This is a genomic window from Methylobacterium sp. UNC378MF, from assembly GCF_900103195.1.
Classification (GTDB): domain Bacteria; phylum Pseudomonadota; class Alphaproteobacteria; order Rhizobiales; family Beijerinckiaceae; genus Methylobacterium.
Map to the genome: position 1 here is coordinate 74,422 of NZ_FMWU01000023.1, position 22,654 is coordinate 97,075.

General features: G+C 70.6%; 22 protein-coding genes and 2 pseudogenes. 6 read left to right on the forward strand and 18 right to left on the reverse strand.

Annotated elements, in window-relative coordinates:
- Positions 1–20 precede the first annotated feature (20 nt).
- Positions 21–590 (forward strand): ClpP family protease, encoded by a 570-nt coding sequence (locus tag BLT59_RS22545; protein ID WP_091785785.1) that lies wholly within the window; start codon positions 21–23, stop codon positions 588–590.
- A gap of 49 nt (positions 591–639) precedes the next feature.
- Here the strand turns inward: BLT59_RS22545 and BLT59_RS22550 are convergent, their stop codons facing one another.
- Both BLT59_RS22550 and BLT59_RS22560 read right to left on the reverse strand, forming a co-directional pair.
- Positions 640–1,488 carry an oxidoreductase gene (locus BLT59_RS22550; protein WP_091785789.1) on the reverse strand — a complete coding sequence of 283 codons (849 nt, stop codon included), beginning with the start codon at positions 1,486–1,488 and terminating at the stop codon, positions 640–642.
- A 458-nt stretch (positions 1,489–1,946) separates the two neighbouring features.
- Positions 1,947–2,099, reverse strand: a pseudogene (locus tag BLT59_RS22560) (SDR family oxidoreductase); the annotation flags it as partial.
- 31 nt (positions 2,100–2,130) lie between these two features.
- Between BLT59_RS22560 and BLT59_RS22565 the strand changes: the two are divergent.
- Positions 2,131–2,349, forward strand: a pseudogene (locus BLT59_RS22565) (LysR substrate-binding domain-containing protein); the annotation flags it as partial.
- A 45-nt stretch (positions 2,350–2,394) separates the two neighbouring features.
- Here the strand turns inward: BLT59_RS22565 and BLT59_RS22570 are convergent.
- Together BLT59_RS22570 and BLT59_RS22575 are read right to left on the reverse strand one after the other, a co-directional pair.
- Complete coding sequence (locus BLT59_RS22570) at positions 2,395–3,336, reverse strand: 2-hydroxyacid dehydrogenase (protein WP_091785864.1); 942 nt, start codon at positions 3,334–3,336, stop codon at positions 2,395–2,397.
- A gap of 103 nt (positions 3,337–3,439) precedes the next feature.
- Positions 3,440–3,727 carry a hypothetical protein gene (locus BLT59_RS22575; protein WP_244514111.1) on the reverse strand — a complete coding sequence of 96 codons (288 nt, stop codon included), beginning with the start codon at positions 3,725–3,727 and terminating at the stop codon, positions 3,440–3,442.
- A gap of 159 nt (positions 3,728–3,886) precedes the next feature.
- Here BLT59_RS22575 and BLT59_RS22580 point away from each other — a divergent pair, with 159 nt between their 5' ends.
- Complete coding sequence (locus BLT59_RS22580; protein WP_091785792.1) at positions 3,887–5,359, forward strand: MFS transporter; 1,473 nt, start codon at positions 3,887–3,889, stop codon at positions 5,357–5,359.
- Between the two features lie 104 nt (positions 5,360–5,463).
- On the opposite strand, the gene BLT59_RS22585 is transcribed toward BLT59_RS22580, so the two are convergent.
- The 3 genes from BLT59_RS22585 to otsB all read right to left on the reverse strand — a co-directional run bounded on the left by BLT59_RS22585 (position 5,464) and on the right by otsB (position 7,792).
- Positions 5,464–6,465, reverse strand: coding sequence for a glucokinase (locus tag BLT59_RS22585; RefSeq protein WP_091785794.1), 1,002 nt, complete (start codon positions 6,463–6,465; stop codon positions 5,464–5,466).
- A gap of 118 nt (positions 6,466–6,583) precedes the next feature.
- Entirely contained in the window at positions 6,584–6,988 is a 405-nt protein-coding gene (locus tag BLT59_RS22590) for a DUF4260 domain-containing protein (protein WP_091785797.1), read from the reverse strand.
- Between the two features lie 60 nt (positions 6,989–7,048).
- The gene (gene otsB / locus BLT59_RS22595) at positions 7,049–7,792 is read right to left on the reverse strand and encodes a trehalose-phosphatase (protein ID WP_091785800.1); all 744 of its coding nucleotides are present in this window, start codon (positions 7,790–7,792) and stop codon (positions 7,049–7,051) included.
- Between the two features lie 115 nt (positions 7,793–7,907).
- On the opposite strand from otsB, the gene BLT59_RS22600 reads away from it, so the two are divergent.
- Both BLT59_RS22600 and BLT59_RS22605 read left to right on the forward strand, forming a co-directional pair.
- Entirely contained in the window at positions 7,908–8,417 is a 510-nt protein-coding gene (locus BLT59_RS22600) for a DUF427 domain-containing protein (RefSeq protein ID WP_091785805.1), read from the forward strand.
- A 52-nt stretch (positions 8,418–8,469) separates the two neighbouring features.
- Positions 8,470–9,693, forward strand: coding sequence for a serine hydrolase domain-containing protein (locus BLT59_RS22605; protein WP_091785808.1), 1,224 nt, complete (start codon positions 8,470–8,472; stop codon positions 9,691–9,693).
- A gap of 13 nt (positions 9,694–9,706) precedes the next feature.
- Here the strand turns inward: BLT59_RS22605 and BLT59_RS22610 are convergent, their stop codons facing one another.
- The 6 genes from BLT59_RS22610 to BLT59_RS22635 form a co-directional block, all read right to left on the reverse strand.
- Positions 9,707–10,321 (reverse strand): DUF2147 domain-containing protein, encoded by a 615-nt coding sequence (locus BLT59_RS22610; RefSeq protein ID WP_091785811.1) that lies wholly within the window; start codon positions 10,319–10,321, stop codon positions 9,707–9,709.
- 230 nt (positions 10,322–10,551) lie between these two features.
- Entirely contained in the window at positions 10,552–11,082 is a 531-nt protein-coding gene (locus tag BLT59_RS22615; protein ID WP_091785814.1) for a GNAT family N-acetyltransferase, read from the reverse strand.
- Positions 11,083–11,200: 118 nt separating this feature from the next.
- Positions 11,201–11,410, reverse strand: a complete 210-nt coding sequence (locus tag BLT59_RS22620; protein ID WP_091785817.1) for a hypothetical protein — start codon at positions 11,408–11,410, stop codon at positions 11,201–11,203.
- Between the two features lie 402 nt (positions 11,411–11,812).
- Complete coding sequence (locus tag BLT59_RS22625; protein ID WP_091785821.1) at positions 11,813–12,013, reverse strand: hypothetical protein; 201 nt, start codon at positions 12,011–12,013, stop codon at positions 11,813–11,815.
- A 107-nt stretch (positions 12,014–12,120) separates the two neighbouring features.
- The gene (locus BLT59_RS22630; protein WP_091785826.1) at positions 12,121–13,224 is read right to left on the reverse strand and encodes a helix-turn-helix transcriptional regulator; all 1,104 of its coding nucleotides are present in this window, start codon (positions 13,222–13,224) and stop codon (positions 12,121–12,123) included.
- 444 nt (positions 13,225–13,668) lie between these two features.
- Positions 13,669–14,982 (reverse strand): MFS transporter, encoded by a 1,314-nt coding sequence (locus BLT59_RS22635; protein ID WP_091785829.1) that lies wholly within the window; start codon positions 14,980–14,982, stop codon positions 13,669–13,671.
- Between the two features lie 179 nt (positions 14,983–15,161).
- Here BLT59_RS22635 and BLT59_RS22640 point away from each other — a divergent pair, with 179 nt between their 5' ends.
- The gene (locus BLT59_RS22640) at positions 15,162–16,313 is read left to right on the forward strand and encodes a dimethylmenaquinone methyltransferase (RefSeq protein WP_091785832.1); all 1,152 of its coding nucleotides are present in this window, start codon (positions 15,162–15,164) and stop codon (positions 16,311–16,313) included.
- Positions 16,314–16,366: 53 nt separating this feature from the next.
- Here the strand turns inward: BLT59_RS22640 and lptB are convergent, their stop codons facing one another.
- The 5 genes from lptB to BLT59_RS22665 all read right to left on the reverse strand — a co-directional run.
- Positions 16,367–17,161 (reverse strand): LPS export ABC transporter ATP-binding protein, encoded by a 795-nt coding sequence (gene lptB, locus BLT59_RS22645; RefSeq protein ID WP_244514113.1) that lies wholly within the window; start codon positions 17,159–17,161, stop codon positions 16,367–16,369.
- Positions 17,162–17,226: 65 nt separating this feature from the next.
- On the reverse strand, positions 17,227–17,895 hold the full coding sequence (locus BLT59_RS22650; protein WP_091785836.1) for an LptA/OstA family protein: 669 nt from the start codon (positions 17,893–17,895) through the stop codon (positions 17,227–17,229).
- Positions 17,892–18,611 carry an LPS export ABC transporter periplasmic protein LptC gene (gene lptC, locus BLT59_RS22655; RefSeq protein ID WP_091785839.1) on the reverse strand — a complete coding sequence of 240 codons (720 nt, stop codon included), beginning with the start codon at positions 18,609–18,611 and terminating at the stop codon, positions 17,892–17,894. The genes BLT59_RS22650 and lptC overlap by 4 nt, the downstream gene beginning before the upstream one ends.
- A 229-nt stretch (positions 18,612–18,840) precedes the next feature.
- Positions 18,841–20,673, reverse strand: a complete 1,833-nt coding sequence (gene htpG / locus BLT59_RS22660) for a molecular chaperone HtpG (protein ID WP_091785841.1) — start codon at positions 20,671–20,673, stop codon at positions 18,841–18,843.
- A gap of 292 nt (positions 20,674–20,965) precedes the next feature.
- Positions 20,966–22,654 (reverse strand): potassium transporter Kup (locus tag BLT59_RS22665; protein WP_091785870.1); only part of this gene is annotated, 1,689 nt, incomplete at its 5' end.

Below are 22,654 nucleotides of genomic sequence, written 5' to 3' on the forward strand. Positions count from 1 at the left end.
GACATTGGACCAGGAGAACCATGGACACGACTCCCCTCGACCCCACCGCGTTCCGGGCCCCCGCCGTGCTGCTCTCGGGCCCGGTCGATTACGACATGTACAAGGACTTCCGACGCCAGCTCGGCGCGGCGGGCGACCGCGAGATCGTGGTGATTGAGCTGACGACGCTCGGCGGCGATCCGGAGGTCGCCCGGATGATGGGCGAGGATATCCGCTTCAACAGCGCGATGGACCCGAACCGGCGGTTCGTCTTCCTCGGCAAGGCCGCGATCTATTCGGCCGGCACGACCTTCATGAGCTTCTTCGCCCGGCCGAACCGCTTTCTCACCTGCGGCACGCGGCTGATGATCCACGAGCGCAAGATGAACAAGCAGCTCCAGGTCGAAGGCCCGCTCACCACCTGCATCGCCTCCGTGAATGCGACGCTCAACGAGATCCTGTGCTCGATCGAGATCCAGAACGAGGGCTTCGCCAACCTGATCCAGGGCTCGGACGTGACCCTCGACGAGGTGCTCGAGAAGGCGCCGTCGAACTGGTACCTCGAGGCCGAGGAGGCGAAGCGGCGCGGCCTGATCGAGGCTGTCATCTGAACCGCGTCCTCGCGAGCGGAGCGAAGCAAGGACGGCGGGGCGTCGAGCCTCACGGCTCCGGGTAATCGGCACCCAGGCTGGTCTCGCGCCACACCTCGATCTCGGCGAGGCGCTGCTTCAGACGGGTCGTGACCGCCTCGTAGCCCCAGGCACCGAGGACGAGATGGCGGGGCGGGCTCTCCATCTCGGTCACCCGGATCATCGCCTCGCCGGCCCGGACCGGATCGCCGGCTTGCGTGCCGCTCTTCTCCGCCGTGGCCTTCAGGCGTGCGCCGGCGGTCTCGGCGTAGTCGGCAATCGCGTTCGGCGTCTGGATCAGGGAGCGCCCGGCCCAGTCGGTGCGGAACGGGCCCGGTGCGATGCAGGTCACGCGGATCCCGAGCGGCCCGGCTTCCGCGGCGAGGGAGTCCGAGAACCCTTCGACGGCGTGCTTGGTCGCCGCGTAGTAGCCCGAAGCCGGGAAGCCGACGAAGCCCGCCACCGAGGTGACGTTGAGGATGTGGCCGGCGCGCTGCGCCCGCATGACCGGCAGCACCGCCCGGGTCAGAGCGAACAGGCCGAAGACGTTGGCGTCGAACTGGGCGCGGATCTTGTCCGCCTCGCCCTCTTCGATGGAGGATTGGTAGCCGTAGCCGGCATTGTTCACCAGCACGTCGATCCGGCCGAATCTGTCCTGCGCGGCGCGTACGGACTCGGCGATCTGATCGGCCTCGGTGACGTCGAGGGACAGGGCCAGAACCCGGTCATCGGCGCCCTGCGCAAGGTCGGCGACCTTGGCGCGGTCGCGGGCCGTCACGACCGCCCGCCAGCCGCGCCCGATGACGAGCTTGGCGAGTTCCCGGCCGAAGCCCGTGGAGCAGCCGGTGATGAACCAGACCGGATTGCTGTTCTGCGTCATGATCGATCCTGAACGCGCGTGGTGGGGTCAGGGCGTCTCGGACGGCTCCGTCGGGCGATCGACCGAGAGCAGGTAGGCGATCAGCACCGTCTGCTCCTCGCGCGAGACACCCGAGCCGGCATCCGCCCAGAAGGCGTGCCCCTTGCCGGTAACGCGGGGCGGTGCGCGCCGTATCCGGGGCCGCGTTGGCGGCGACCACCATCGCCCGCAGGTCGCGGTCCACCAGGGCGCGCAGGCTGTTGGCCGAATCGGGCGCAATGCCCCGGTCGAGCGTGGCGAAGGTCGCGGGCGGCGACAGGCGCGCCTCCATCTTGGCGCCCGCCCGCGCCCGGGTCGGCTCGGTGCCGATCTCGGCCTCCGGGATGCGGGGATCGAGGGCCGGGCCTTGAACGGCCGGATACGGCCAGGGTTCATCCCGGCAGCCGGGACGGGTGTCGCGTCCCGGCCGGCGCGGGCCCTCAGATCTGAATCTGCCCGCCATCGGCGAACAGCTCGACGCCGTTGACGAAGCTCGCCGCGTCGGAAGCGAGGAACAGCACCGCCTGGGCGATCTCCTCGGGCCGGCCGACGCGGCCGGCCGGGATCCGGCCGGCGAGGACATCCTTGGTCGCCGGCCTCACCGACATCGTCGGCGCGCACACCCGCGGACTCCTCGCCCGCTACCCGAAGGTGAGGCTGCAGCTGGTGGTGACCGATCGTCCCGTCGACCTGATCGAGGAGCGGATCGACGTGGCGCTGCGGGTCCGGCGGGCCCCGACCAGCGACGCGTCGCTGACCATGCGCACGCTCGGATCCTCGCGCCGGATCCTGGTCGCCGCGCCGCAGGTCGCGCGCAGCCTCACTCCCGACATCGCCGCGCTCGGCGCGGTCCCGGGATGACGCGGCGAAGCGGCGGCGGCGGGCGCCCTAATACCCCCGCGCCGCGTCGACCCCGTCCGGCACCTGGCCGGTGCGCCGGAAGGCCCGCAGGTTCTCCGCCACCGTGGCGGCCGCCGAATCCATGTCGGTCGGCCCCGAGATGTGCGGCAGAACCGTCACGCCGGGATGGGACCACAGCGGGGAATCCCCCGGCAGGGGCTCGACCTCGAAGACGTCGAGCACCGCGTGCGTGAGGTGTCCGGAATCGAGGGCGGCGATCAGGTCCGCGGTCACGACGATCGGCCCGCGTGCGAAATTGATCAGCGCAGCGCCCGGCTTCAGGGCCGCGAGCGTTTCGGCATTCACCAGCCCCCGCGTCTCCGGCGTCAGCGGCACGAGGCAGACGAGGATGTCGCACCGGCCGAGCATCGCCGGCAGCGTGTCCGCTCCGGAGACCGCGTCGATTCCGGGCAGGACCTTCGGGCTGCGGCTCCAGCCGACGACGCGGAAACCCGCCCCGGTGAGCCGGTCGGCCGCCGCGGCCCCGAGGGCGCCGAGTCCGAGCAGGCCCACAATCATGTCGGACGGCTTGCGATAGGCCTGGGGACGCCAGACCCGATCCCGCTGCTGGCGGGCATAGGCCGGCATGTCGCGCTGGAGATAATAGGTCCAGGCCAGCACGGCCTCGGCCATGGTGCGGGCCATCTCACGGTCGACCAGGCGGACGATCGGCAGCGGCCGGTCGAAGGCGCCGACGAGCTTCTCGACCCCGGCCCAGAGGCTCTGCACCCAGACGAGCCCCGGCAGCGCCGCGACCTCGGCCGGGTCGGGATTGGCCACGACGGCGACGCGCGCCGCCGCCCGGGCCGCATCGTCCATCACCCGGAACGGGATCACCTGTTCCTCGGGCATGGCCGCCGACAGGATCCGCAGATACTCCGCCTCCTGATCCGGCCCCTTGCACCCGACCAGGGCGATTGCCTCCGCCATCCGCGTCCTCCGCACCGTCCCGATGAACTCGTCCACACACGGACGAAGCAGGCGCTGTGCCCGATGGGATCCGGATCGTCGAGATGGGTCGGGCTCAGACGGGTCAGCGTGCCTCGATCAAGGCCGGGTAGACCAGACGGACGTTGCGGCGCTCCTCGGGGATCGCGGTCTCGGGCCGCTGGCGGATGCTGCCGGTCATCGTCACCACTGCGGGCTCCGTCGGCCGCAGGCGCCAGCGCTCGGCCGCCTGGAGCGCGATGCGGGGCTTGGGACGCTCCAGATGCCGGTCCGCCCCCTCGGTCGGGACGGTGGCGAGCCCGACCAGCGTCATGGCGGCCAGCAGAGCGAACCGGGGCCAGGACCGGCGGGAACGGGCGGGACAGGAGGGCATGGGAAGGGCACCGCGTGGACCTCCCCGTTCTGCGCTGCGCGCGTGAAGACGAAATCGAACCGAATCGATTTCCAACCAGTTCCCAACACCTGCCTACAGTCGCGGTAAATGTGCGCTGTCCAGGCACGGTAAACGCTTGAATCGGGAGGACATGCGGGCATGGCGAGCAAGGTCGAGGGGGGATCCGGGACGCCGGAACGCGCGGAGATCGGCCGCGTGATCGACACCGACATCGCCGCGCGTCTGGACCGGCTGCCGTGGGGCCGCTTCCATGTCCTCGTGATCGTGGCGCTCGGCATCACCTGGGTGCTCGACGGGCTCGAGGTCACGCTCGCCGGCTCGCTGGTGGGGGCGCTGCGCCAGCCGCCGATGTCCTTCTCCGAGCTCGATGTGGGGCTGGCGGCCTCCTGCTACCTCGTGGGCGCCGTCACCGGCGCCGTCGGCTTCGGCTGGCTCACGGACCGGATCGGCCGCAAGAAGCTGTTCTTCATCACGCTCGCCCTCTACCTCGTCGCCACCGCGGCCACCGGCCTGTCGTGGAACATCTGGAGCTTCTGCGTCTGCCGCTTCCTGACGGGCGCGGGGATCGGCGGCGAGTACACGGCGATCAACTCGACCATCCAGGAGCTGGTCCCGGCCCGGGTCCGCGGCTGGACCAACCTCATCATCAACGGCTCGTTCTGGATCGGCGCGGCCCTCGGCTCGTTCATGTCGATCGTGCTGCTGAAGCCCGAGGTGATCGATCCGGCCTGGGGCTGGCGCGTCGCCTTCTTCACCGGCGGCGCGATCGGCCTCGTGATCCTGCTGCTGCGCACCTGGATCCCCGAGAGCCCGCGCTGGCTCGCGACCCACGGCTACGCGGCGGAAGCCGACCGGGTCGTCACCGGCATCGAGAAGCGCTTCACCGACGAGGGCGTGACCCTGCCGCCGGTGGACGAGAGCAAGCGCATGAAGGTCCGCACCCGCGACCACACCCCGCTCTCCGAAGTGTTCAAGGCGCTGTTCGTGACGAGCCGCAAGGAGACGATGGTCGGCCTCGCGCTGATGATCGCGCAGGCCTTCTTCTACAACGCCCTGTTCTTCACTTACGCGCTGGTGCTGGAGCGCTTCTACGACGTGCCCGGCAACCATGTCGGCTGGTACCTGCTGCCCTTCGCGCTCGGCTCGTTCCTCGGCCCGCTGCTGCTCGGGCGGCTGTTCGACACGATCGGCCGGCGCAAGATGATCGCCTTCACCTACGGCATCTCGGCACTGCTGCTGGCCGGCGTGGGCCTGCTGTTCCGCCTCGACGTGCTCGGGCCGGTCGGCCAGACCGGGGCCTGGATGGTGGTGTTCTTCTTCGCCTCGGCGGCGGCGAGTTCGGCCTATCTCACGGTCTCGGAGACCTTCCCGCTGGAGATCCGGGCGCTGGCCATCGCGGCCTTCTACGCGGTCGGCACCGGCATCGGCGGCGTCTCGGGCCCGCTCCTGTTCGGCAGCCTGGTCGAGACCGGCTCCCGCGACTGGGTGCTGTTCGGCTACGGCCTCGGCGCGGCGCTGATGCTCATCGCGGCGATCGCCGGCGGGATCTGGGGCACGGCCGCGGAGGGCAAGTCCCTGGAAGAGGTGTCGAAGCCCCTGGCGGCGGCCTGAACGCCGTCGTCCATGCGGGCGGAGCGGGCGATGCAGCCTCGCTCCGCCCGCCGATGCCGCGCGGCCCTGGATTGCTTCGCTGCGCGCGAGGACGGCTCAGGCCGTCACCCTGCTTTCCGCCACACCTGCCCGTGGTAGACGAACTTCGCGCCCTCGTTCGCCAGCGCCGCCAGCCCCCGGAAGGCGGGATCGTGGACGGTGATCACGCTGGTCGGGATCTTGCGCATCATGGCGGCGAAGGGCGCCTTCTTCTCGAAAGCGGCCCGGAAGCCGCTTTCCTCGAGCACCTTGAGGATCCGGGGCGCGATGCCGCCGCCGATATAGACGCCGCTCGTCGCCAGGAAGGTCAGCGCGAGATCGCCGCAGACTCGGCCGAGCACCCGGCCGAACAGCTCGAGCGTCTCGGCCGCGTGCGGATCAGTGGCCCTGAGCCCCGCCTCGGTGACCGCGGCCGGCTCGATCTTCTCGTGCGGCTGCCCGGTCCGGACATGCGCCACGGCCGCGTGCAGCCGCGACAGGCCCGGTCCCGACAGCACCGTCTCCACGGTGATGCGGTCCTCGACCCGCTCCAGGGCGTGCCAGATCTTCTCCTCGAAGGCGTCGGCCGGACCGATATCGGTGTGGCCCACCTCGGTGGACACGATGGCGAGGTGCGCCGCGTAGGGCACCAGCGCCGCCGCGCCGAAGCCGGTCCCGGGGCCCAGCACCACCCGGGCGCCGCCGGGCACGGGCGGACAGGGTCCGACCGGCGTGAGGTCGTGCGGCTCGATATCGGCGGCGCCGGCCGCCACCGGCACGTAATCGTTGACGACCACCGCGGAAGAGAGACCGAAATCCTCGGCGATGCGCTGTCCCGCGATCTTCCAATGCGCGTTCGTCAGCTGGATCTCCGGCCCGTCGACCCGGCCGGCAATCGCCAGGATGGCCGAGCGCGGCGCCGGGCCGCCCCCCTTCGCGAGCGACGCCTTGATGGCGCTCGACGGATCGGGATGGTCGGCGGTGGTCTCGTGCGCGAGCAGGCGGGGCTGATCGCCAGTCTTCTCGATGAGGCCGAACCGGGCGTTCGTGCCGCCGATGTCGCCGACCAGAACCGGAAACTCGAACATCGCAACACGCCTCTGCTGTCTGGCCCGCCGCCGTCGGGATAGCCACCCGCCGCGGCTCCGGCGATACATCGGCCGCGCGCCCCGGCGCGAGCAAGTCCTATTCGGTACCGACCGCCTCTCAATGCGGTGCGATCGTCCCGTCACCCGCCCGGCCGATCACACCCAGATGCGTGTCGCCGAAACCGCTCGCATATTTGAGCCCGTAGCCGAGCGCGCGATCAAGGCCGATATGGGCGAGCCAGATCAGCGCCAATCCCGCGAGGTCGGGACGGTCGAATCCGGCCGCCAGCGACAGGCCGATCAGCGGCAGGGCCAGCGTATGCATCAGGTTGTAGAGCACGGCGCCGGCCACCGGACCGGCCGCATAGCCCAGCAAGCTCAGGTCGGGGGCGAACAGCAGCGCCGCGAAGAGCCACCACGATTGCCCGAGCCAGCCATAGGCCCATAGGGCCGCAGCCAGGATGCAGGCGCCCTCCAGACGCAGCAGCATGCGCGGCCAGCCCTCGACGGAACGACCCGACATCGCAGTCTCCCTTGATCTGCGCGCGCGGCCGGATGGCGCCCGGCCGAACGGAGAGGCCGCTCAGGCCGGCGGCAGCGCGTCGGGGTCGATCGCGCCCCCAGCGGCCCAGTCGCGCAGCAGATCGCGGACGGCCGCCGGATCGGAGAGGCGGCGACGGGCGACGGTCTCGCCGCCGCCGACACGCACCGCGACGCCGCCATCCTCGTTGACCGACGCGAAGGCGATCTCGTCGGTCCGGTCGTCGCCGAAGAAGACGGGTGTCCGTCCGGCATAGGGCGCCTGCGCCATGAAGGCCCGGATCGCGTGGGCCTTGGTGGCCTGCGCCGGAACGATTTCGCCGACCGCCTTTCCGAGCTGCAGGCGGTAACCGGCGCCGAGCGCCTCCGCCGCGCCCTTCACCAGCGCCTCCGCCCGGGCGGCATCGTCCGGGCTCGCGAGGCGCCAATGCACCGCCACCGAGGCGCCCTTGTCCTCGATCAGAACCTGCGCCAGCGCGGCGGTCTCGGCCTGGAGGCGCGCCACCTGCCCGCGCAGATCCGGATGGTCCTCCGCACGGCCGCCCGTGATCGCGCCGCCGACCCGGCACTCGACGCCGTGCAGACCGGCGGCGTCGAGGCGGGACGGCGCCAGGAAGTCGTCGATGACCGTGACCGGCCGCCCCGTCACGATCGCGAGGGCCCCGTCGAGGCGGTCCCGGAGCCGCTCCAGGGTTTCCACCAGCCCGGGCTCGACCTGCACGGCGTCCGGCCGCGGCGCGATCTCGGCGAGCGTGCCGTCGAAGTCGAGGAAAAGGGCGATGTCCATCGCGGGCGATCCCGGGCTCGAGTGTCGGGGACGGGCTAGCACGGGCGCGCCGGACGACAAACGCCGGCCGAGCCGCCCTATCTGGATTCGCGCAGCCACGGCGCGAGGTTTGTCCATGAGAGGATCACCGTTCTGGCCCGTTCCGGATCCGGTCGGGCCCGGCGAGGAGAGCGTCTGGGATTATCCACGACCGCCGCGGCTGGAGCCGGTGACCGAGCGATTGCGGGTGCATCTCGGGGGCGTCGCGATCGCGACGACCGGGGCGGGGTACCGCGTGCTCGAGACCTCGCACCCGCCGACCTACTACCTGCCGCCGGATGCCATCGCGGACGGGGCGCTCGTGAACCCGCGGCGCGGCGGGATCTGCGAGTGGAAGGGACAGGCGCTCCTGTTCGACGTGCGTGGCGGCGATCGTCTCGCGCCCGGCGCCGCCTGGGCCTATCCGGACCCGACCCCGGATTTCCGCGCGATCGCCGGCTACGTCGCGTTCTACGCCGGCCCGATGGATGCCTGCTTCGTCGGCGCGGCCCAGGTGACGCCGCAGCCCGGGAATTTCTACGGCGGCTGGATCACGCCCGGCATCGTCGGGCCGTTCAAGGGCGGGCCCGGGACGATGGGCTGGTGATTTTCTCCCCCGCCCCTTCTACGTTCCGGGACCCAGGCGACCAGGAGACCGCATGAGCGCGCTGACCGAGACCGATCCGACCGGCGCCGGGTTCAGCCCGGAGGGTCTCGCACGGATCGCGCCGTGGATGGACCGCCTCGTCGCCGAGGGCCGGCTGGCCGGCCTGTCGGTCACAGTGGCGCGGCGCGGCCGCATCGCGTTCGCGCGCGCCTGCGGGCAGGCCGACCTCGCCCGGGGGACGCCCTTCACCCTCGATACGGTGACGCGGATCTACTCGATGACGAAGCCGCTCACCTCGGTGGCGGTGATGCAGCTCTACGAGCAGGGCCTGTTCCAGCTCGACGATCCGGTCTCCCGGGTCCTGCCCGAGTTCGCCGAGATGCGGGTGGCGGTGGGCGGCAACCGGGCGAAGCTCGAGACCGAGCCGGCGCGCCGGGCGATCACCGTTCGGGATCTGCTGACCCACACGGCCGGGCTGACCTACGGCTTCATGGAGGCGACCCTTGTCGATGCGCAGTACCGCGAGCAGGGCATCGACTTCCTGGCGCGCGAGGGCACGCTCGCCGACATGACCGCCCGGGTGGCGAAGCTGCCGCTCCTCGCCCAGCCCGGCAGCGCCTGGAACTACAGCGTCGCCACCGACGTGCTCGGCCAGTACGTGGCCGCCTTGAGCGGCCGCCCGTTCGCCGACCACCTCCGCGAGGCGGTGATCGGGCCCCTCGGCATGGTCGATACCGACTTCTCGGTGCGCCCGGAGCTGATGCCGCGCTTCTGCGCGGCCTATGCGTATGATCGCGCGCGGCAGCTGCGCCTGTTCGACGATTCCGTGGACACGGCTTTCGCGCAGCCGCCCGCCATCGCGTCCGGCGGCGGCGGACTCGTCTCCACGGCCGCCGATTACCAGCGCTTCTGCCGGATGATCCTCAACCGGGGCACCCTCGACGGCAGGCGCCTTCTGAGCCGCAAGACGGTCGACTTGATGCTGGCGAACCACCTGCCGGGCGATCTCGCGGCGATGGGCACGCCGCGCTTCGCCGAGACCTCCTACACGGGCATCGGCTTCGGCCTGGGCTTCTCGGTGATGCTCGATCCGGCCCGCGCCCAGATCCTCGGGACCGCCGGCGAGGTCGCCTGGGGCGGCCTCGCCTCGACGGCGTTCTGGATCGATCCCGCCGAGGATCTCTCGGTGGTGCTCATGACGCAGCTCGTGCCGTCCTCGGCTCTGCCGATCCGGCGCGAACTGCGCGTTCTGACCTACGCGGCCCTGGCCGATTGAGGATCGGCGCCGCTCACTCCTTGGCGGGGGCGTCGGCTGCGGCCGGCTTCTGCGCCGGCTTGGCGCCGGCCTTGGCGGTCGGCTTGGGGGCGGCACCCGCATATTCGGGATCGCTGCGGGGACCGTTCGGACCGTTGGTCGGGCCGGGAAGCTGCCCGGGGGCGACATCGGTGACCTTGTTCCAGGTCTGCGACTTGCACAGGAACGCGATCAGGCAGCCGCGCACCGTGAGTTCACCGGGCGTATCCGTCCAGATGGTGACGTCGTAGGACTTGCCGTCCTCGGAATTGTAGATCTTGCCCTCGTAATGGGCATCGGCGTTCGGCTTCAGGCCCAGAATGAGCTGGTGGCCGAGCGACGGCCGGGTCTGCTTCTTGGGATCGGGGTTCTTGAAGTCGATCCGCGGCTCGCCCTTGTCGTTCAGCGGGACCTTCAGCCACACCACGTAGCCGCACAGCCGGTCACCGGCCGTCCCGCACTTCTCGAGGCGCACGCGGGCGCGGCCGTCCTCGGTCAGATAGGTACCGCTGGGATCGGTCGGCGTCGCGGCCTGCGCCACGCCCGTCAGTGCCGAGAGCGCCAGGATCGCGAGCGGCGCAACCCGGCGACCGATCGATGAAAACCGCATACCGAACTCCCATCCTCGCGAGTCGTGATGGAGCCTTGAACGGCCGCCCTCGCGTAAACCGCTTCCGCGCACGGAAAGATCACTCCCTCCGCGTCATCGCGCCCGCGCCGCACCGAGAACCGGACGGCGTGCGCGTCATGCCCGCCCTCTCCCGCGCGAAGTTGTCCGCATCATGACAACTCAGCCGGGGTTTTGGATGGTGATCGACCCGGCGATACTGGGACTGACGGTCAGATCCGCGTCGGCGGCAGGCTGCGGCCGGGTCCGAGAGCGCGCTGCATCAGTGTCACGTCGAGCCAGCGCCCGTGCTTGTAGCCGACAGCCGCGAGGGTGCCGACCGGCGTGAAACCGAGGCTCCGGTGCAGCGCGATCGAGGCGGGAGAGCCGCTCTCGGCGATGATGGCCACGAGCGACCGGCAATCAATCTGCTCGCTCGCGGCGATCAGCGCCGTCAGCAGGGACCGCCCGAGCCCGCCGCCGCGGGCCGAACGGGCGACGTAGATCGAATCCTCGAGAGTCGAGCGGTAGGCGGCGCGCTGGTGATAGGGGCCGGCATAGGCATAGCCCGCGACCGCGCCGCCACGGTCGGCGACGAGATACGGAAAGCCGCCTGCGCGCAGGACGTCGTAGCGGCGCGTCATCTCGGCCAGGGACGGCGGCTCCGTCTCGAAGCTGGCCGTGCCGGAAACGACGGCGTCGCCGTAGATCGCCGCGATGGCGGGGAGATCGGCCTCGTTGGCCGGGCGTATCACGTCTGTCACGGCCGCAGGTTAGGCGAAGCCGCGTCGTTCCGGCAACGGGCCCCCGCGTGCGGCGGACCGTGAAACGGCGGCGGGACCGGCGTCGGGCGCGGATCCCGGACGATCGAAACGGAGTCGATTACTCGGCGGCCGTCATTTCGGCGGTGAAGTGGCCGCACCAATCCTTCGACGCGACGACCGGCCAGAGGCCCTTGGACTCGGGCGCCGGCTGGCTGACCGGGGGATTGAAGCGGCAGAGGCCCTCATCACCCTGCGCCTGGGCGCCGTTGAGCTTGTGATCGTCGAAGAAGCGGCAGCTCTCGCAAGCGGCGTTCGCGGTACCGGCCATCGGGGTTCTCCATCGGCTGTCTTGGGGTGGTGGGGCTGTCGCAACGGCGGCCCCTCCACACTTCTTAATTAGAATAGGTCCAATGAAGGTTCAACGGCAAGCTTGCGCGGAGCTTGCGCCGCGGCCGGCCCGGGCCGGTGGAGAATGGATGGCTGGAGGATGCGTCGGACGCGATGAGGCGCCGGTACAGGGGGTCTGGTGGATGCGCCAACCGCCGTCACGCGGTCGCAGCGGGAGCGATGGGCACTCCGCGTCCGGCCCCGACCTCTGCAACGGGTGATGCCCGAACGCGACGAAGCCGGATTCCCTGCGGAAATCCGGCTTCGGTGGCGCAAGCGGCGATCCCACGATCACCGTCAGGTCATGACGCGATGCCGTCGAAGGAGACGGCCGCGGATGGGTTCAGCCCTGCTTGGGCTTCTTGTTGGCGTTGTGGTGTCCGATGGCGCAGCCCGCGGCGGCGCCCATCTTTCCATGACCGGCGACGTGCCCGGCGACGCCGCCGACCACGGCACCCTTGAGACAGCCCTTCGCCTCCGCCGGCGCGCCGGTGAGCAGGCCCGCGATGGCCAGGGCGGAAACGAGTGCGATCCGAGTCGTCATCGAGATTTCTCCTGTCGTTCCTGCAGCAACGGCCGCGCGGCCCGACCCGTTCCGCCGAACGGCCGGAACCGGAGAGCGCCTCAAGCCGCGTCCCGTGATGCGTGCCGTCAGCGTGCGAGCCCGGCCACCAGTCGCACGAGGTCCGCTTGGCGTGTCGCTCCGGTCTTGGCGAAAATCGCCTTCAGCTGCGTGCGCGCGGTCGCCGCCGTGATCGCGAACCGCGACGCGGCCTCCGCCAGCGAGGTCCCGCCGGACAGGGCCTGGGCAAGGCGCGCTTCCGCGGGCGTCAGCCGATATGCCGCCTGGAGGATCGCGGAGGTCGGCGCCGGCGGGGTCCCGGGAACGCTCCCGAGGAGCAGCGTGCTCGCACCCGCGAACAAGCCGCGGCTCGGCCCGACCAGCGGCACGACATGGATCACGATCGGCGGACCGCCCCGTCGCGCAACCACGATGGCGGAGATCGGCGGGCGACCGAAGGGCCGTGCCAGGGCTTCCAGCTGCCGGGCCGCCTCCGGATCCTCCGCGGTGAGGCGGCTGCCCGCGAGCTTCAGGTCGCGACCGAGGAGGCTACCGAAAGCGTCGTTCCAGCGGAGTGCCCGCCCCTCCGCATCGAGGATCAGGGCGGCACGATCGATCAGCTCGAAAGCCTGGGTCAGGCCCGCCAGGCGGGCCCGCTCGACCATCGCGGTCAGCAGAGCCGCGCGCTGCAGAAGCGGCGACAGGGTCGCGAGGCGCCGCTGCTCATGCGGCTCATACGGCCCCTGCTCGACGGTCCGCTGCAGAGAGAGGCACCAGAGCCGTCCCTTCACGGCAAAGCCGATGCCGGCAAACCAGCGCAGGCCGCGGGACGCGAGCAGATCCTGGTAGAAGGGCAGGCGCGCGATCTCTTCTTGCGTCGTGAAATCCTGATCCACCGCGATCCCGCGCGTCCGCATGAACGGGATGCCGCGGAGACGATGGTCCTCGCGGTGCCAGCCCTCGTCGAAGTAGCGGCGCGAGGCATCGGCGAGCGAGGCGGTGCAGAGGGATTCGAGGCTGGTCCGGTCGGATCGCAGGAGCAGGGCTCCCTCGCTGCCGGACGCTCGGACGGTGCGCTCGGCCAGATCGGGCCAGCGCGCCGGATCGATCACCGCCTCCTCGAGGTCTTCCCGGAAGCCAGCCTCAAGGTCGTCGTGCAGGCGGGCGAAGAGATCCGGCCTCACGCCCGACATGTGATGCGCCTCCGACGGAATGGAGATTGCCGCCCGGCACTGCACGGCCAAACTCTCGACTGCAGTCCGCGCGGCTCCAGACCTTCGAACTATAAATCACATTTATAAATCCGAGCAAGCAACGGATTTTCTACAGATTTCGGTCGACGGCACGCATGTCGGGCCTGCCGTGGCCCGGTCCGGTCCGACGCGTCCGCGGCGCGAGCGCCGGATCGGCGATGAAACCATAGGTGGCCCGGAGGGTGCGTCCACGGACCGGCCGGAGGCACGAACCCGACCGACATGGTTTCCAGGCGCGCGCAGACCGTGAACAGCGAGGTCGCGATACGGCGCCCCGGCAGCGCACGCGACGGGCTCGCGGCGCTGAAGGGGGGATCATCCCCTATCGGGATGCGTGCATTCCGTCCCGATCGCGGAGACCGGGCGGCCTTTCACCGGCCGGGGCTATTCCGCCATCCTGAGACCACCGATCGCGCGATCGGTCAGCACCTCGTCGGCGATCGGCTCCTGGATCAAGGTCCAGTAGCCGAGGGCCGCGATGAGCGCGATGACCGCACCGGTGATGAACGCCATCGAGAAATGCCCCGTGCCGCCGACGATGAAGCCCGTCACGGTCGGTGCCAGGGCGCCCCCGATATAGCCGCCGAAATTCTGCATCGCGCCGAGGGAGGCGGTGCAATTGGCCGGTGCCGCCACGGAGGCCATCGCCCAGGCCGACGACGAACTCAGGTAGACCAGGAACAGCGAGGCCGAGATGCAGGCGATGGCGAGCGTGTCGCTCGGCGTCAGGGCGGCCACCACCGTGAAGGCCGCGGTCGCCACCAGCGAACCGACCATCGGGATCTTGCGGCTGCGGATCGGGTCGACGCCCCGGCGCACCAGCATGTCCACTACCCGGCCGCCCAGGATCCCGCCCATCACGCCGAAGGCGAAGGGGATCGAGCCGACGAGGCCGGTCTTCTGGAGGGTGAAGTGCCGCTCGATTTCCAGGTAGCTCGGCAGCCACGCGGTGTAGAGCCAGGTCATGTAGATGCAGCCGAAATAGCCGACGATCATCCCCCAGCTCGTGCGGAAGCCGAACAGCCGGCGCCACGCGCTCCAGGTGACCGGGCGGCTGGCATTCGGGGCATCGCCCTCTTGGAGGAAGGCGCGCTCCCCCGGGGTCAGATCGGTCTCGCGCGGATTGCGGAAGACCAGATAGACGACAGTGGCGAGCACCAGCCCCGCCCCGCCCATGATCACGAACATCGCCCGCCAGCCGAAGCTCACCATCAGGAAGGTGAGCAGCGGCAGGGCCAGGAAGGTGCCGAGCGACGAGGCGCAGTTCCAGATCCCCGTGGCGGTGCCGCGCTGGCGGATGTTGAACCAGTCGCGGGAGACCCGGGCGCAGGTCGGGAAATGCGGCGCCTCGCCGATCCCGAGCACGATCCGCGCGCTCACGAACTGCCAGAACGACGTCACGGCGCCCCCCAACATCTGGCCGAGCGACCAGCAGGTCAGGCCCAGCGTCAGCGTCAGGCGCGGGCCGAGCCGGTCCGCCAGGGCGCCGGCGGGCAGTTGCGCGAAGGCATAGGCCCAGAGAAAGGCCGAGAGCAGCAATCCCATGTCGGGGATCGAGAGGCCGAGATCCTCGCGGATCAGCGGGTTGGCCACCGCCAGGGTGGCCCGGTCGACATAGTTGACGACGCCCGCCGTCACGAGCAGGGCGAGCGAGATCGTCTGGATGCGGCGCACGCGCGGCGTTGCGGTCAAGGCCATCGTGTCCTCCCGAATGACGGGCCCCTTGGGGGTCTCCGTGGCCAACCGGTGCTTCGCGACTCGTGGCGGCCCGGCACCATACTGCACCGATCGCCGCCGGACGGAAGGGCCATCGCCCCTCGCCTCCCGCCGCTGGGCGTCGTAGACCGGCCGCTCCGCCACCCTTCGAGTTCGGACCGTTGCGCCTGATCCAGATCACCCACCACGACCTCGACGGCTACGGAGCCTCCACGGTCGCCGCCGCCTGCGCGACGGTCGAGCGCGTCGTCCACGTGCCCCGCTACAGCGATGTCGGCCCGGTCCTAGAGGACGAGATCAAGCGCCTCGGCCGCGCGGCGGAGCGCGAGGTCCTGCTGATGACCGACCTCGGCCTGGAGGAGCAGACCATCGCGGGCCTGAAGAAATTCGCCGCGATGAACCGGCGCCGCGAAGACGGGCAGAAGCACCGTCTCGTGGTCCTCGACCACCACACCTCGTCCCTCGACCAGCTGCGGCGCCTGGGCCTTGAGCCGGCCCCAGACGCGGCGCGGCCGGCCCTCCACCGGGTCGACCTGGGCGATCCCGAGATCGCGGTGCTGATCGAGGACGACATCTGCGCGACGCGGATGACCTTCGACCACCGGGCCCTGTTCGCCACAAGCGAGCCCGAAACCGACCTGTCGAGTCTCCTGAGCGCGGTCGATGCCGTCGATCTCTGGCGCAAGGAGAGCCCGGCCTTCCGGGGCGGGCTCGCCCTGGACGAGCTGTTCTGGGAGGTCGTGTCGAGCTACGTGCCGGTCGGCCATCCCTGGCACGACCGATTCGTGTCCGACATCCTCCTCGCGGCCGCCGCTGCCCTGCGGGACGGCGCGAGCCCGGCCGAGCTGGAGCGCCGCGCCTCGGTGATCCGCACCGGCGTGGTGGACACCCTGCTGCGCGACGCGCCGGACGACGATCCGGCCTTGACCACACGCATGCGCCTCGCCCGGGCGCTCGCCCGCTCGGATTCCCTGTTCCGCCCGCTGAAGGACGGCACGCTCCTGTCCTTCGCCCTCGATTCGGGCACGTTCCAGCGGGTCTCCGACCTGATCATGGATGCGGGCCGGGCCAAGCGCGTGGTCAACGTCCAGCGGATGGGGAACCTGTCGTTCCGGTCCAACGACGGCACGGCGCTCGACGGCGCCCGCCTGTTCCGCGGCGGCGGCCACCGCGACGCGGCCGGCGGCCGGCTTCAGAGCGGCTCGGCCTTCTCGATGACGGATGCGATCGCACAAGTTGAGCCGGTGCTGAACCCGGAGAAGCCGGCGGGGTCGGACAGCCCCTTCGCGGCGCTCAAGAACTGGAAGGGGTGAGGCGCGGCGGCCTCCGCCCCGCCAGCGCGCGCGGCGCAGAGGGGGAGCCCGGCCTAGAGCCGGAAATCCTCGCCGAGATAGAGCCGCCGCGCATCCGGGTTCGCCACGATCTCCTCGGGCGTGCCCTCGGTGAGGATGCGGCCGGAATGGGCGATATAGGCGCGGTCGATCAGGCCCAGCGTCTCGCGCACGTTGTGGTCGGTGATCAGCACGCCGATGCCGCGCTGCTTCAGGTGCTTCACCAGATCCTGGATGTCGCCCACCGCGATCGGGTCGATGCCCGCGAAAGGCTCGTCCAGGAGCATGAAGGTCGGCGAGGAGGCGAGCGCCCGGGCGATCTCGCAGCGTCGTCGCTCGCCGCCCGAGAGTGCGATCGAGGGCGCCTTGCGCAGGCGCGCGATGTCGAATTCCTCCAGCAGCGAGTCGAGCTTGCGCGCGCGCGCCTTGCGGTCGGGCTCGACCACCTCCAGCACCGCGCGGATGTTGTCCTCGACGGTGAGCCCGCGGAAGATCGACGCCTCCTGCGGCAGGTAGCCGATCCCGAGCCGCGCCCGCTGGTACATGGGCAGGTGCGTGATCGGCAGGCCGTCCAGGGTGATGTGGCCGCGATCGGCCGCCACCAGCCCGGTGATCATGTAGAAGATCGTGGTCTTGCCGGCGCCGTTCGGACCCAGCAGGCCCACGGCCTCGCCGGTGCGCACGGTGAGCCCGGCCTCGTGGACGACCGTGCGGGCGCCGTAGCTCTTGCGCAGGCCGCGCACGCTGAGGATGCCGAGGCCACCCTCCTCGGCCGCGGACCAGCCGTCAGCCTCGGCGGCGTCGGGCTGCCGCACGCGCCGGCCGAACAGCCGGCCGAGCCAGCTGGTGCGGCCCGCCGGGTCCTGCGGGCCAGCCTGGAACGCCACGGCGCCGCTCAATCGACCTGCGCCTTCGGCTTCGGCGGCTGGGTGCAGCCTTTCGCCTTGCCGTCCTTGGCGTCGGACTTCTCGCCGGGTACGAACAGGGCCGAGACGCGCCCGCCCGCGACCGGGTCCATGTTCGCCCGTCCCGTGTTCATGTCGTAGACGAGCCGCTGGCCGCGGGTGACGTTCTGGCACTGGCTCAGGACGACGTTGCCGGTCAGCACGATGCGCTTGGCATCCTGGTCGAACACCGCGTGGTCGCCGGTGGCGACCTGGTCCTTCTGCACCACCGTCACCGGGCCGGCGCAATCGACCTTCTGGATGCCGTTCTCGGCGGGATTCCGCGGCGCCGCGTCGGCGCCCTCGTCCCTCGCGTCGCTCCGGGCCTCGGTCTTGGCCCCCTTGCCGGGAGCATCCTTGCCGCGCTTGTAGGTGACCGTCATGGTCGAGCAGCGGATCGTGCTGTCGCCCTGCACGGCCACGACGTTGCCGGCGAAGACCGCCTTGTTCTCCCGGTCGAACACGTCGAGCCGGTCGGCGTCGATCTTGATCGGATCCTTGCCGCCGCCGCCGATATTGCCGAAGGGCGAGTCCTTCCGCGCCGGCTTCTCGGCGAGCGCCGGGCCGGCGAGAACCAGCCCGGTCGCGAGGGCGGCGCAGAGGAGACGGGCGGCTCTCATCGCGCACCGCCCGCAGCTTCGGCGTCCGAGGTCAGGATGCGGGCCTGCGGCTTCTCCGCCTGATCCTCGTTGACGATCACGACATGGACCTTGCCCACGAAGGAGATCCGCTTGCCGTTCTCGACCACGTCGAGGGTCTCGGCGTTCACCGTGGCCCGCGGGCTCGAGACCGTGACGGGCTCCTGCGAGCTGATGGAGCCGGTCTTGAACGCCACGGCGGCCGAGCGCAGGCGCGCCTCCTCGCCCTTGTCGGTCCAGATCCGGATGTCGTCCTTTAGGTCGAGCGCCTCGCGGGCCGTATCGAACAGGCCCGACGCTGCCGAGAGACGGGCGACGCCGCCCTGATCGTCGGTGGCGATGTGGCCGCGCATCTGCTGCAGCTCGATCTGGCTCGGCTTGCGGACGTCCTGCAGGGCGGCGTCGGCGGTCACCTCGTAGCCGCGCGTACCCTGGCGGAACCCCGCGAGCCGCGGGTTCTCCATCCGGACCTTCGAGCCCGCCAGCGTCACCGGGCCGACCGACACGCCCGGCAGCTGGGCCGCGAAAGGATTGAACAGGTAGCCCAGCAGCAGCGCCACCGAGCCCCCGGCGACCACCGGAATCAGGCGGCGCAGGGTGCGCACGCGTCCGCTGTGGCGATACGCCCGGGCGTGGGCCCGGGTCCGCGCCGCCGCGACCGCCTGTCCGTTGCCGGCTTCAGCCTCGACCGGGTTCATGCAGCGTCCGTGAGGCGCGCCTGGCGCGCGCGAGAGGGTTCGGCTCAGACGCCTGCGGCCCCCACCGCGCCCGCGCCATCGGCCGGGCAATGATCCCGACCAATGGCGAAGTTATGGCTCGACCATTTCCGAATGATCAACCGAACCCGCAATCGTCGGGCGCGAATGTGTGTGGAGACACACGCCGCACGCAGCTTCCCGGCGGCGCGCGGCGGGTGTCTGCGTAGTGCTACGCGGCCCGCGCGGCCGCCAGGGCCGCCGCAACGGTCCGGGCGAAGGCGGCCGGATCGCGGGGGCTGTCCCCGTCCTGGATGCGGGCGAGGTCGAGCAGCGTGCCGGCGGCCTGCGGAACCTCTGATTCGGGCGCGGCGGCGAGCGCCCGAATCAGCGCGTGGCGGGGATTGATCTCCAGCACCGGCTGGCCGGCGCCGGCGCGCCCGGCCCGGCGCATCAGCCGCTGCATCTGCAGGTCGGGCCCGCCGGTCCCGGCCGAGAGAACGACCGCCGAATCAACCAGCCGGTCGGTGGTGCGCACGTCCGAGACCTCGCCGCCCAGAGCCGCCTTCACGGCGGCCACGAACGCATCCAGGCCCTCGGGCGCCTCCGGCTGCTCGCCCTCCAGAGCGAACTTCGACAGGTCGAGGCCGCCCTTCGTGATCGAGCGGAGCGGCTTCTCCTCGAAGGTACCGAGCTGGTCCGGCCAGAAGGCGTCGACGTGATCGGAGAGCAGCAGCACTTCGAGGCCGCGGGCCTTGAAACCCTCGAGCTGCGGCGACGATTTCAGCGCCTCGGCATCGTCGGCGACGAGGTAGTAGATCGCCTCCTGGCCGTCCTTCATCCGGGACACGTAGTCGGCCAACGAGGTCCAGCCCTCCACGGCCGAGGAGCGGAAGCGCAGCAGCGGCGCGATCTCGCCCCGGCGCTCGAAATCCTCGTAGATCCCCTCCTTCAGGACGGGACCGAAATTCTCCCAGAAGGGCTGGTAGCCTTCGGCGTCCTTGGCGCGGGTGGCGAGTTCGGACACGACGCGGCCGGTCACGGCCCGGCGGATCCGCGCGAGCGCCGGCGTCGACTGCAGCATCTCGCGGGAGACGTTGAGCGGCAGGTCCTCGGTGTCGACCACACCCTGAACGAAGCGCAGCCAGGGCGGGAGCAGCTCCGCCTCGTCGGTGATGAACATCCGCCGCACGTGGAGCCGGACCTTGCTCTGCCGCTCATTGTCGAGCGCCTGGAACGGCTTGGAGCCCGGCACGAACAGCAGCGCGGAGAACTCCAGCTGCCCCTCGGCGCGCCAGTGCAGCGTCGCCCAGGGCTTGTCGAAGTTCATGCCGACGGAGTGATAGAATTCCTCGTATTGCTCCTCGGTGACCTCGGACTTCGCCTTTCGCCAGAGCGCCGTGCCCTGATTGGCCGACTCGTCCTTGCCGTCGCGCACGACGGCGATCGGAACGGTGATGAAGTCGGCCCATTTCCGCACGAGATGGTCCAGGCGGTAGGGCTCCAGATACTCGTCGGCATCCGCCTTGAGGTGCAGCACGATGTCGGTGCCGGGCTCAGACCGTGTCGCGGGCTCCAGCGTGTAGCTGCCCTGCCCCTCAGACGCCCAGGTCCAGGCCTCGTCGCTGCCGGCCCGGCGCGACGTGACGGTGACGCGGTCGGCGACCATGAAGGCCGAGTAGAAGCCGACGCCGAACTGGCCGATCAGGCTCGGCCGATCCTCGGCCTTGGCGGATTCCAGAGTCTGCGAGAAGGCCCGCGTGCCGGAGCGCGCAATGGTGCCGAGGTTGGCGGCGAGATCCTCCTTGCTCATGCCGATGCCGGCATCCGAGACGGTGAGCGTCCGCGCCTCCTTGTCGGGCGCGATGCGGACCTTGGCGTCCGGCGGCAGGGCGCTTGCCGCCGAGGTCAGGGCCTCGAACCGCCGCCGGTCCATGGCGTCGGCGGCGTTGGCCACGAGTTCGCGCAGGAAGATCTCGCGGTCGGAATAGAGCGCGTGCACGACGAGGTCGAGGAGCCGGCCTACCTCCGCCCCGAACTCGTGCCGCTCGATCGTCTCGCTCACGGGTGATGCCTCCGCTGTGGGGAAAAACGCGGTGGCGATATGCTTGCGAACGCGGCCGTTTTCAATGTGCTGGCGGGCATGGCAGCGCCATTACGGCGGCCGGCCGCCCGCGTGGGATGCCCCTCAGAAGGTGCCGCTTCGCGGCCCCTGTCCGGGAACGGAGTGCGGGTTGATCGTCCACGAGCCCTTCCCGGGCGCATGCGGCGCCAGCAGAGTGCGGCCCGGGACCCAGAACAGGACTCGTCGCGAAGCGGCGCAGCGGAACAGGGCGGCGCGGTGCCCGTCACGGAGCTCAAATCTCGATCTCGGTCCCCACCTCGACGATCTGGCGGGTCGGCAGGCAGAAATGGGCTCCGGTGCGCTCGGCGTTGCGCTTCATGAAAGCGAACAGGCCTTCCCGCCAGAGGGCCATACCGGGATGGGTCGGCGACGGGATCACCACCTCGTGGCCGACGAAGTAGGTCATGTCCTCGAGGTATTCCGGCGGCAGCAGGCCACTGGCCACGGCGCATTGCAGCCCCTCCGGGATCGAGGCGGTCTGCATGAACCCGTAGCGCAGGACCACGCGCTCCATGCCCGGCGTGTATTTCGAGATCGCCTTGCGGATGCCCTGCGCGACCAGGGTCACCTGCGCCCGCTCGGTCGCGGGAATCACCGGCTCCTCCTCGTAGACCACGGTGATCAGCAGGATCCGCTCGTGCAGGCAGCGGCTGCGCTCCAGCAGGCGGCCGAGCGCCATCGGGATACCCTCGGTGGCGGCGGTGAGGAAGGCCGCGGTACCGGGCAGCGTCACCGGCGGGTGCGAGGCGAGGCTGCCGAGGAAGGCCGCCTCGGACATGCGCATGGTCTGGCGGACGGATTCGAGAACTTGGTTGCCCTTCATCCAGGTCAGCATCAGGAAGGCGACCGCGGCCGCGAGAAGCAGCGGAAACCAGCCGCCCTCGAAGAGCTTCACGCTGTTGGCAGCGAAGAACACGGCATCGATGGCGAGGAAGAAGCCGTTCACCGCCAAGACCAGGATCGGGTTGTAGCCCCAACGCAGGGCGATCAACGCGGCGAGCAGCGTGGTGATGCCCATCAGGGCCGAGACCGCGATGCCGTAGGCGCCGGCGAGCGCGTCGGACGAGCCGAACACCACGACGGCGGTGAGCGTCGCGGCCGCGAGCAGCCAGTTCACGCCGGGCACGTAGATCTGGCCGCGCTCGTCCTGATCGGTGTGGACTACCCGCATCATCGGCATGAAGCCGAGCTGTATCGATTGCTGGGTCAGCGAGTACACGCCCGAGATCACCGCCTGCGAAGCGATGACGGTGGCCATCGTGGCGAGCGCCACCAGCGGGTAATGGGCCCAATCGGGTGCGAGCCTGTAGAACGGGTTCTCGATCGCGCTCGGCTCGGCGATGATCAGCGCGCCCTGGCCGCAATAGTGGATCAGCAGCGCGGGCAGGACGAGGCCGAACCACGCGAACCGGATCGCCGGGGCGCCGAAATGGCCCAGATCGGCATACATCGCCTCGCCGCCGGTCACCGCCAGGAAGGCCGCGCCCAGCATCAGGAAGCTCACGTGCCAGCCGGCATGGAGCAGGAAATCCACCGCCCGCCAGGGATTGGCCGCCGCCACGATCTCCGGCGCGCGCAGGATGGCGGGAAGCGCCAGCAGGATGAGGACCGCGAACCAGACGAGCATGACGGGTCCGAACACCCGGCCGATGGCAGCCACGCCCTTGTGCTGGACCAGGAACAGGCCGACCAGGATCACCAGCGTGATCGGCACGACGAACGGCCCGAGCGCCGGCGCGTCGACCTTCAGGCCCTCGATCGCCGACAGCACCGAGATCGCCGGCGTGATCGCCCCGTCGCCGTACAGCAGCGCCGCCCCCACCAGCCCGACCACCAGCAGCAGCGCCTTCCACGTGCCCGGCCGGGCATGCCGCGCGCCGAGCAGCGCCAGCATGGCGACGATGCCGCCCTCCCCGCGATT